General features: G+C 73.0%; 7 protein-coding genes. 3 read left to right on the top strand and 4 right to left on the bottom strand.

The annotated features are described in order from the left end of the window. Both rocD and ddaH read right to left on the bottom strand, forming a co-directional pair. On the bottom strand, nt 1-1,076 hold a 1,076-nt coding region (gene rocD, locus VIG76_RS02350; protein WP_331950621.1), incomplete at its 3' end, for an ornithine--oxo-acid transaminase. Continuing rightward, on the bottom strand, nt 1,073-1,948 hold the full coding sequence (gene ddaH, locus VIG76_RS02345) for a dimethylargininase (protein ID WP_333783786.1): 876 nt from the start codon (nt 1,946-1,948) through the stop codon (nt 1,073-1,075). The genes rocD and ddaH, both read right to left, overlap by 4 nt. Nucleotides 1,949-2,100: 152 nt before the next feature. Here ddaH and VIG76_RS02340 point away from each other — a divergent pair, with 152 nt between their 5' ends. Beyond that, entirely contained in the window at nt 2,101-2,538 is a 438-nt protein-coding gene (locus tag VIG76_RS02340) for an Lrp/AsnC family transcriptional regulator (protein ID WP_331950619.1), read from the top strand. A 4-nt stretch (nt 2,539-2,542) separates the two neighbouring features. Then, a complete protein-coding gene (locus VIG76_RS02335) occupies nt 2,543-3,754 on the top strand; it encodes a cysteine desulfurase-like protein (RefSeq protein WP_331950617.1) in 1,212 nt (403 codons plus the stop codon). A 166-nt stretch (nt 3,755-3,920) separates the two neighbouring features. On the opposite strand, the gene ald is transcribed toward VIG76_RS02335, so the two are convergent. Then, nucleotides 3,921-5,018: an alanine dehydrogenase gene (ald, locus tag VIG76_RS02330; protein WP_331950615.1), complete on the bottom strand. Its 1,098-nt coding sequence runs from the start codon at nt 5,016-5,018 to the stop codon at nt 3,921-3,923. A gap of 141 nt (nt 5,019-5,159) precedes the next feature. On the opposite strand from ald, the gene VIG76_RS02325 reads away from it, so the two are divergent. Beyond that, a complete protein-coding gene (locus VIG76_RS02325) occupies nt 5,160-5,639 on the top strand; it encodes an Lrp/AsnC family transcriptional regulator (RefSeq protein ID WP_331950613.1) in 480 nt (159 codons plus the stop codon). A 19-nt stretch (nt 5,640-5,658) separates the two neighbouring features. On the opposite strand, the gene VIG76_RS02320 is transcribed toward VIG76_RS02325, so the two are convergent. Continuing rightward, nucleotides 5,659-7,107 (bottom strand): DHA2 family efflux MFS transporter permease subunit, encoded by a 1,449-nt coding sequence (locus VIG76_RS02320; RefSeq protein WP_331950611.1) that lies wholly within the window; start codon nt 7,105-7,107, stop codon nt 5,659-5,661. Nucleotides 7,108-7,124 lie beyond the last annotated feature (17 nt).

Raw genomic sequence — 7,124 nt, 5'->3', positions numbered from 1 at the left:
GCGAGCACGCCGGCCGCCATCATCCGCTCGCACACCTGCCGCGCGGTGCCGACGGCGGGGTCGATGTCGACGCCGGCCCAGAGGCCGCGCACGCGGACCGCGGTGACGCCGTGGCCGATCAGCGCGGTCAGCCGGCGCTCGAGCACCGCGCCGAGCTCACGCGCGCGCTGCTGCGGCTCGCCGGTGGCGAGCATCCGGATCACGGCGCGCCCGACGGCCGCTGCGAGCGGGTTGCCGCCGAAGGTGGAGCCGTGCTCGCCGGGGCGGAGCACCCCGAGCACGTCGCGGTCGCCGACCACCGCGGACACCGGCACGATGCCGCCGCCGAGCGCCTTGCCGAGCAGGTAGAGGTCGGGCACGACGCCGACGAGGTCGCACGCGAACGTCGCGCCGACGCGGCCGAGGCCCGACTGGATCTCATCCGCGATGAACAGCACCCGGTGCTCGTCGCAGAGGCGGCGCACGGCCGGCAGGTAGTCCTCGGGCGGGATGATGATGCCCGCCTCGCCCTGGATCGGCTCGAGCAGTACCGCGACGGTGGTCTCGTCGATCGCGGCCTCGATCGCCTCCGCGCTGCCGTAGGGCACGATCCGGAACCCCGGCGTGTACGGGCCGAAGTCGTCGCGCGCCGACGGGTCGTCGCTGAACGAGACGATCGTCGTGGTGCGGCCGTGGAAGTTGCCCCCGGCGACGACGATCGTCGCCTGCTCGGGCGCGACGCCCTTCACGCGGTAGCCCCAGGCGCGCGCGACCTTGATGCCGGACTCCACGGCCTCGGCGCCCGTGTTCATCGGCAGGACCATCTCCTTGCCGGCGAGCGCGGCGAGCTCGGCCGCGAACGGCTCGAGCTGGTCGTTCTCGAACGCGCGCGAGACGAGCGTGACGCGGTCGAGCTGCGCCTTCGCGGCGGCGACGAGGTCCGGATGCCGGTGACCGAAGTTCACCGCGGAGTAGGCCGCGAGCAGGTCGAGGTAGCGGCGGCCGTCCACGTCGGTGACCCAGGCGCCCTCGCCCGTGGCGACCTCGACGGGGAGCGGGTGGTAGTTGTTCGCGAGGGCGCTGTCGGTGCGGCTCATCGCGCGATCCGCAGCTCGAGGGTGCAGCACTTCACGCCACCGCCGCCGCGCAGCAGCTCGGAGAGGTCGAGGCCGACCGGGGTGTAGCCGCGCTCCCGCAGCGACGCCTCGAAGCCCTTCGCCTTCTCGGCGATGATCACGTTTCGGCCGTCGGAGATCGAGTTGAGGCCGAGCCACTGGGCGTCGTCGGCGCTCACCTCGATCGCGTCGGGGTAGCGGCGCTCCAGCTCGGTGCGGCTCGCCTCGTCGAACGCCTCGGGGAGGTAGGCGATGTTCGCGTCGGCGCCCTCGGGATCGAGCACGGCGATCGCGGTGTCGAGGTGGTAGAACCGGTCGTCCACGAGCCGCAGGGTGACGACCTCGCGGTCGAACACCCGGGCGAGCTCGGCGTGGCTCTCGATGCTGGTGCGGAAGCCGGTGCCGGCGAGGATCGCGTCGCCGACGAGCAGGAAGTCGCCCTCGCCCTCGTTGATCTCCCGCGCCTCGTGCACCTCGAAGCCCCGCTCGCGGAACCACTCGCCGTACGCGGGACCCTCGGCCTGCCGCTCCGGATACGTGAACTTCGCCGTGTAGGCCTTGCCGTCGAGCGTGAAGCCGCCGTTGGCGCTGTAGACCATGTCGGGCAGGCCCTGGATCGGGTCGATGAGCTCCAGGGTGTGGTCGAGCCGCTCGTACGTGTCGTAGAGGGTCTGCCACTGCGCGAGTGCGAGCGCGGTGTCGGTCGGGATGTGCGGATGCATCCACGGGTTGATCCGGTAGACGACCGTGAAGTGCTCCGGGCGGCACATGAGGTAGTGCCGGGAGAGCGCGGGGCGGTCGGCTTCGGCCGTGGCGGCCGGGAGGGTCTGGACTGACTCGTCTGTCAGGGACACGGGAACCCCTTCGGTTCGGTTCGAGGGACGGCAGGCCGGACCGGGTCGACGGCCCTTTCAGTGTGCCAGCGGATCGAGGCAACGAACGGGACCGCCACGCAGCGCCTATGCGCCATCTGGTGCGTTCACGCAACGATTGCTACCGTTGCGGCGTGGATTCCATCGACTCCCGCATCCTGGAGCTGCTCAAGCGCAACGCCCGCTCGGCGTACGGCGACATCGGGGCGGTGGTGGGGCTGTCCGCCTCCGCCGTGAAGCGCCGCGTCGACCGGCTGCTCGCCGAAGGCGTCATCCGCGCCTTCACGATCCAGGTCGATCCGGCGACCGAGGGGATGAGCACGGAGGCCTGGGTGGAGCTGTTCTGCCGCGGCACCGTCTCGCCGACCGAGCTGCGGCGGATCCTCTCGGCGGTGCCCGAGGTCGTCTACGCCGGCACGGTGACCGGCAGCGCGGATGCGATCGTGCACATCCGCAGCCGGGACATCCCGAGCCTCGAGCTCGCGCTCGAGCGGGTGCGCATCGCGCCGAACGTCGACCACACGCGGAGCGCCATCGTGCTGTCCCGCCTCGTCAACCGCGTCGCGAGCTGAGCGGATGGCCTTCGACACCGCGTCCTTCCGCGCCCTCTTCCCCTCGCTCGACTCCGGGATCGCCCACTTCGACGGCCCCGGCGGCACGCAGACGCCGCTGCCCGTCGCCGAGGCGATCACCCGCGTGCTCGTCGGCCCGCTCTCGAACCGGGGCCGGGCGACCGCCTCCGAGCGGAACGCGGACGAGGCGGTCGTCGCCTTCCGCGAGGCTGTCGCCGGCCTGACCGGCGGGGATCCGCGCGGCGTCGTGTACGGCCGGAGCGCGACGCAGCTCGCCTACGACTTCGCCCGGCACCTCGGCCGGCACTGGACGGCCGACGACGAGGTGGTCGTCAGCCGCCTGGACCACGACTCGAACGTGCGCCCGTGGGTGCAGGCGGCCGAGCGCGCCGGCGCTCAGGTGCGCTGGATCGACTTCGACCCCGAGACCGGCGAGCTCGACCTGGACAGCGCCACGGCCGCGATCGGTCCGCGCACGCGCCTGGTCGCCGTCACGGGCGCCTCGAACCTGATCGGCACGAAGCCGCCGGTCCGGTCGGTCGCCGACCTCGCGCACGCCGCCGGCGCCCTCGTCTGGGTCGACGGCGTGCACCTCGCCGCACACACGTTCGTCGACGTCCGCGAGCTCGGGGCGGACTTCTTCGTCTGCTCCGCGTACAAGTTCCTGGGCCCGCACTGCTCGGCCCTGGCGGCCGATCCCGCGCTGCTCGAGACGATCGAGGTCGAGAAGCTCGCCCCGTCCACGGACGTGGTTCCCGAGCGCTTCGAGTACGGCACGCTGCCGTACGAGCAGATGGCCGGGGTCACCGCGGCGATCGACCTGCTCGCGAGCCTCGGAGACGCGGATGCGTCAGCGCCCCGCCGCGAGCGCCTCGCCTCCGCCTTCGCCGTGCTCCACGAGCACGAGGCGCGGCTGATCGAGCGGCTCGAGGCGGGCCTCGCGACCTTCGGCGACCGCGTCGTGCTGCACTCCCGCGCCGCCGACCGCACGCCGACGCAGACGATCACGTTCCGCGACCGCTCCACCGCGGACGCCGCCCGCTTCCTGACCGAGCGGGACATCGCGCTCGGCTCGAGCGACTTCTACGCCTACGAGGCCGCGATCCGCCTCGGCCTGCCCGACTCGGCGGGCCTGCGGATGGGCGTCGCCCCGTACACGACCGAGGACGAGGTCGACCGTCTCCTCACCGGCCTCCGCGCCTTCCTCGAGTCCTGACGGGGGCGCCTCGGCAGGCCACGGGCGCTCCAGCAGCCTCCTGGTCGACCAGGGGCCTGCCGAAGCGCTACGAGCCTGCTGGGCCCGGGTCGGCCGGTTCCGACGCGCGGCGAAGCCGCGTGGCGGCGAAGCCGCGTGGCGGCCGAGCCGATGGGGAAAGCGCTACCTACGCGGCGACGTCGAGGCCGTGGGCGGCCGCGACCGCGGCGTTGTGGAGGTACCCGCCGGCGACGTTGACGCCCGCCTTGAGGGCCGGATCCGCGGCGGTCGCCGCCTCCCATCCGCGGTCCGCGAGCGCGAGCACGTAGGGCAGCGTCGCGTTCGTCAGGGCCACGGTCGAGGTGCGCGGCACCGCGCCCGGCATGTTCGCGACGCAGTAGTAGCGCGAGCCGTGCACCGCGAACGTCGGGTCGTCGTACGTGGTCGCATGGGAGCCCTCGAAGCAGCCGCCCTGGTCGATCGCGATGTCGACGAGCACGCTGCCCGGCTGCATGTCGGCGACCATCCGGTCGGTGACGAGCTTCGGCGCCGCAGCACCGGGGATGAGCACGCTGCCGATCACGAGGTCGGCGTCGCGGAGGCGCGCGGCGATGTCGTAGGGGTTCGAGCGGAGCGTCTGCACCCTGCCGCCGAACCGGGCGTCCAGCGACTTCAGCTTCGGCAGGCTGATGTCGAAGACGGTCACCTCGGCCTGCATCCCGACCGCGATGGTCGCGGCGTTCTCGCCCGCCACCCCGCCGCCGAGGATGACGACCTTGCCCCGCGGCGTGCCGGTCACGCCGCCGAGCAGGACGCCCCGGCCGCCGCTCGGCATCAGCAGGTGCTCGGCGCCCGCCTGCACCGACAGGCGCCCGGCGATCTCGCTCATCGGGGCGAGCAGCGGGAGGGAGCGGTCCGCCGGCTGCACCGTCTCGTAGGCGATGGCGGTGGTGCCGGAGTCGAGCAGCGCGTCGGTGAGCGGCCGGTCCGCGGCGAGGTGCAGGTAGGTGAACAGCACCTGGTCGCCCCGGAGGAAGCCGTACTCGGACTCGATCGGCTCCTTCACCTTGAGCAGCAGCTCCGCCGCGCCCCAGACGTCGGCGGCGGATGCGGCGAGCTCGGCGCCCGCCTCCTCGTAGTCCGCGTCGGTGAAGCCGGAGCCCTCGCCCGCACCGGACTGCACGAGCACGCGGTGCCCGTGCCCGATCAGCTCGTGGGCACCGGAGGGCGTCACCGCGACCCGCGACTCGTTGCTCTTCACCTCGGTGGGGACGCCGATCAGCATGCCGAACCCTTCTTCCGCGCGCGCGAATCGCCCGCGGTCCGCACCGGACTACTCCTGTTGTTCGGGTGTCCGCCAGATGCGCCGAACATCCCACATGTGGAACGGCCTGTGGACGAACGATCTTCGGCTACGGTCACCTCTGTGGGCGCCTCGCCGAACGCCGAGCCCGTCCGGCTCGACGACGTCGACCGGCGGATCCTCGAAGCGCTCCGCGACAACGCCCGCATCCCGAACAACCGGCTGGCCGAGCTCGCGGGGGTCGCACCGTCCACCTGCCTGCAGCGCGTGCGCGCCCTGCAGGACAGCGGCGTCATCCGGCGCTTCACGGTCGACCTCGATCCGCGGCGCCTCGGCTACGACCTGCACGCACTGGTGTCGGTACGGATCACGCCGGGGGCTCGCGGGCAGCTGCCCGCCTTCGCGGAGCAGCTGCGGTCGCTGCCCGAGGTGACGCAGTTCTTCTACCTCGCCGGCGCGGCCGACTTCATCGTGCACTTCCAGGCCCGCACCACCCAGGACCTGCGGGACTTCGTCACCGAGCAGCTGTCGACGAACCCGATCGTGGCCTCGACGAACACGAGCCTGATCTTCGAGCACGACATCGGCGCCCTCAGGATCTGAGGGCGCCGACGCACCGGCGTCAGGCCGCCGGCACCGGGGTCGCGGCGGGGGCCGGGAGCGCCGCGGGCTGCGCGGGCTCGGACGTCGGGGTGGTGCGGGGCGCGCGGCCCGAGGGCAGCAGGATCGCGAGCAGCGCGGCGAGCGCCGTGACCGCGGCTCCCGTCAGCACGGCCGGCTGCGCCGCGGCGGTGAAGCCGGTCGGGGTCAGCGTGCCACCGGCGCCGGTGAACACCGCGGTGAGCACCGCGACGCCGAGGGCCGTGCCGATCTCCCGCAGGGTGGAGTTCGTGCCCGAGGCCTTCGCGTGGTCGTCGGGCTGCACGTCCGCGAGCACGGCCGTCGAGATCGGCGCGAACACGAGGCCCATCCCGATCCCCGCGAGCACGAAGCCCGGCAGCATCGCGCCGTAGGTGACGTCGTCGGCGAGCACGAGGCCGATCCATCCGATGCCGGCGGCGAGGCTCGCGAGCCCGGTGCCGATCAGCAGGCGCGTGCCCACCCGGGGCGCGATCAGCCCGGCGAGGGGCGCGACGACCATGGGGGCGAGCGTCCAGGGCATCGTCATGAGGCCGGCGGTCAGCGGGCTCTTGCCCTGCACCACCTGCAGGAACTGCACGAGCAGGAAGACGGATCCGAACGCGCCGAAGCTGAATACGAGGCCGATGGCGTTCGACACCGAGAAGCTGCGGATGCGGAACAGCCGCAGCGGCAGGAGCGGAGACGCGGTGCGGGACTCCCAGACGAGGAACGCGGCGAGCAGCACGGCACCCCCGAGAAGCGCGGTGAGGATCGCCGCGCTCGTCCAGCCGAGGTCGTTGCCTCGGACGAGGCCGTACACGACCGCGGTGATGCCGGTCGAGGCGAGGACCACGCCCGGCACGTCGGCACGGGCCCGGGCACCGAAGCCCTCGGGCAGCGCGAGGATCGCGAGCGGCACGGCGATGATCCCGACGGGCACGTTCAGCCAGAAGATCGCGGACCAGCTCCAGCCCTGCACGACGGCGCCGCCGATCACCGGGCCGAGCGCGACGCCGAGGCCCGAGACGCCCCCCCAGATGCCGATCGCCGCGGGGCGGAGCCGGTCGGGGACGGCGGCGGCGAGAAGGGCCAGCGACAGCGGCAGCACCGCTGCTGCGCCCACGCCCTGCAGCGCCCTGGCGGTGATCAGCCAGGCGGTCGAGTCGCTGAGCGCCGCGGCGGCCGACGCGGCCGTGAAGACGACGATGCCGATGACGAAGAGGCGGCGACGGCCGAAGCGGTCGCCGAGGCCGACGGCGAAGAGCATGAGGGCCGCGAACGCGAGCGTGTAGGCGTTGGTGACCCACTGGAGGTCGTCGATGCCGGCGCCCAGGTCGCGGTGGATGGCGGGGAGCGCGGTGGTGACGACGAGGTTGTCGAGCGTCGTCATGAACATGGGCAGCGCCGCTGCGAGGACGGCGAGCCAGAGCGGGACGCGGCGGGAAGCCATGTGGTCCTCCGGAGGTT

It is taken from the genome of Amnibacterium sp., from assembly GCF_036559085.1.
Lineage (GTDB): Bacteria > Actinomycetota > Actinomycetes > Actinomycetales > Microbacteriaceae > Amnibacterium.
Note: the sequence above shows the minus strand (reverse complement) of the source record. Positions and strands in the feature narration are given on the sequence as shown.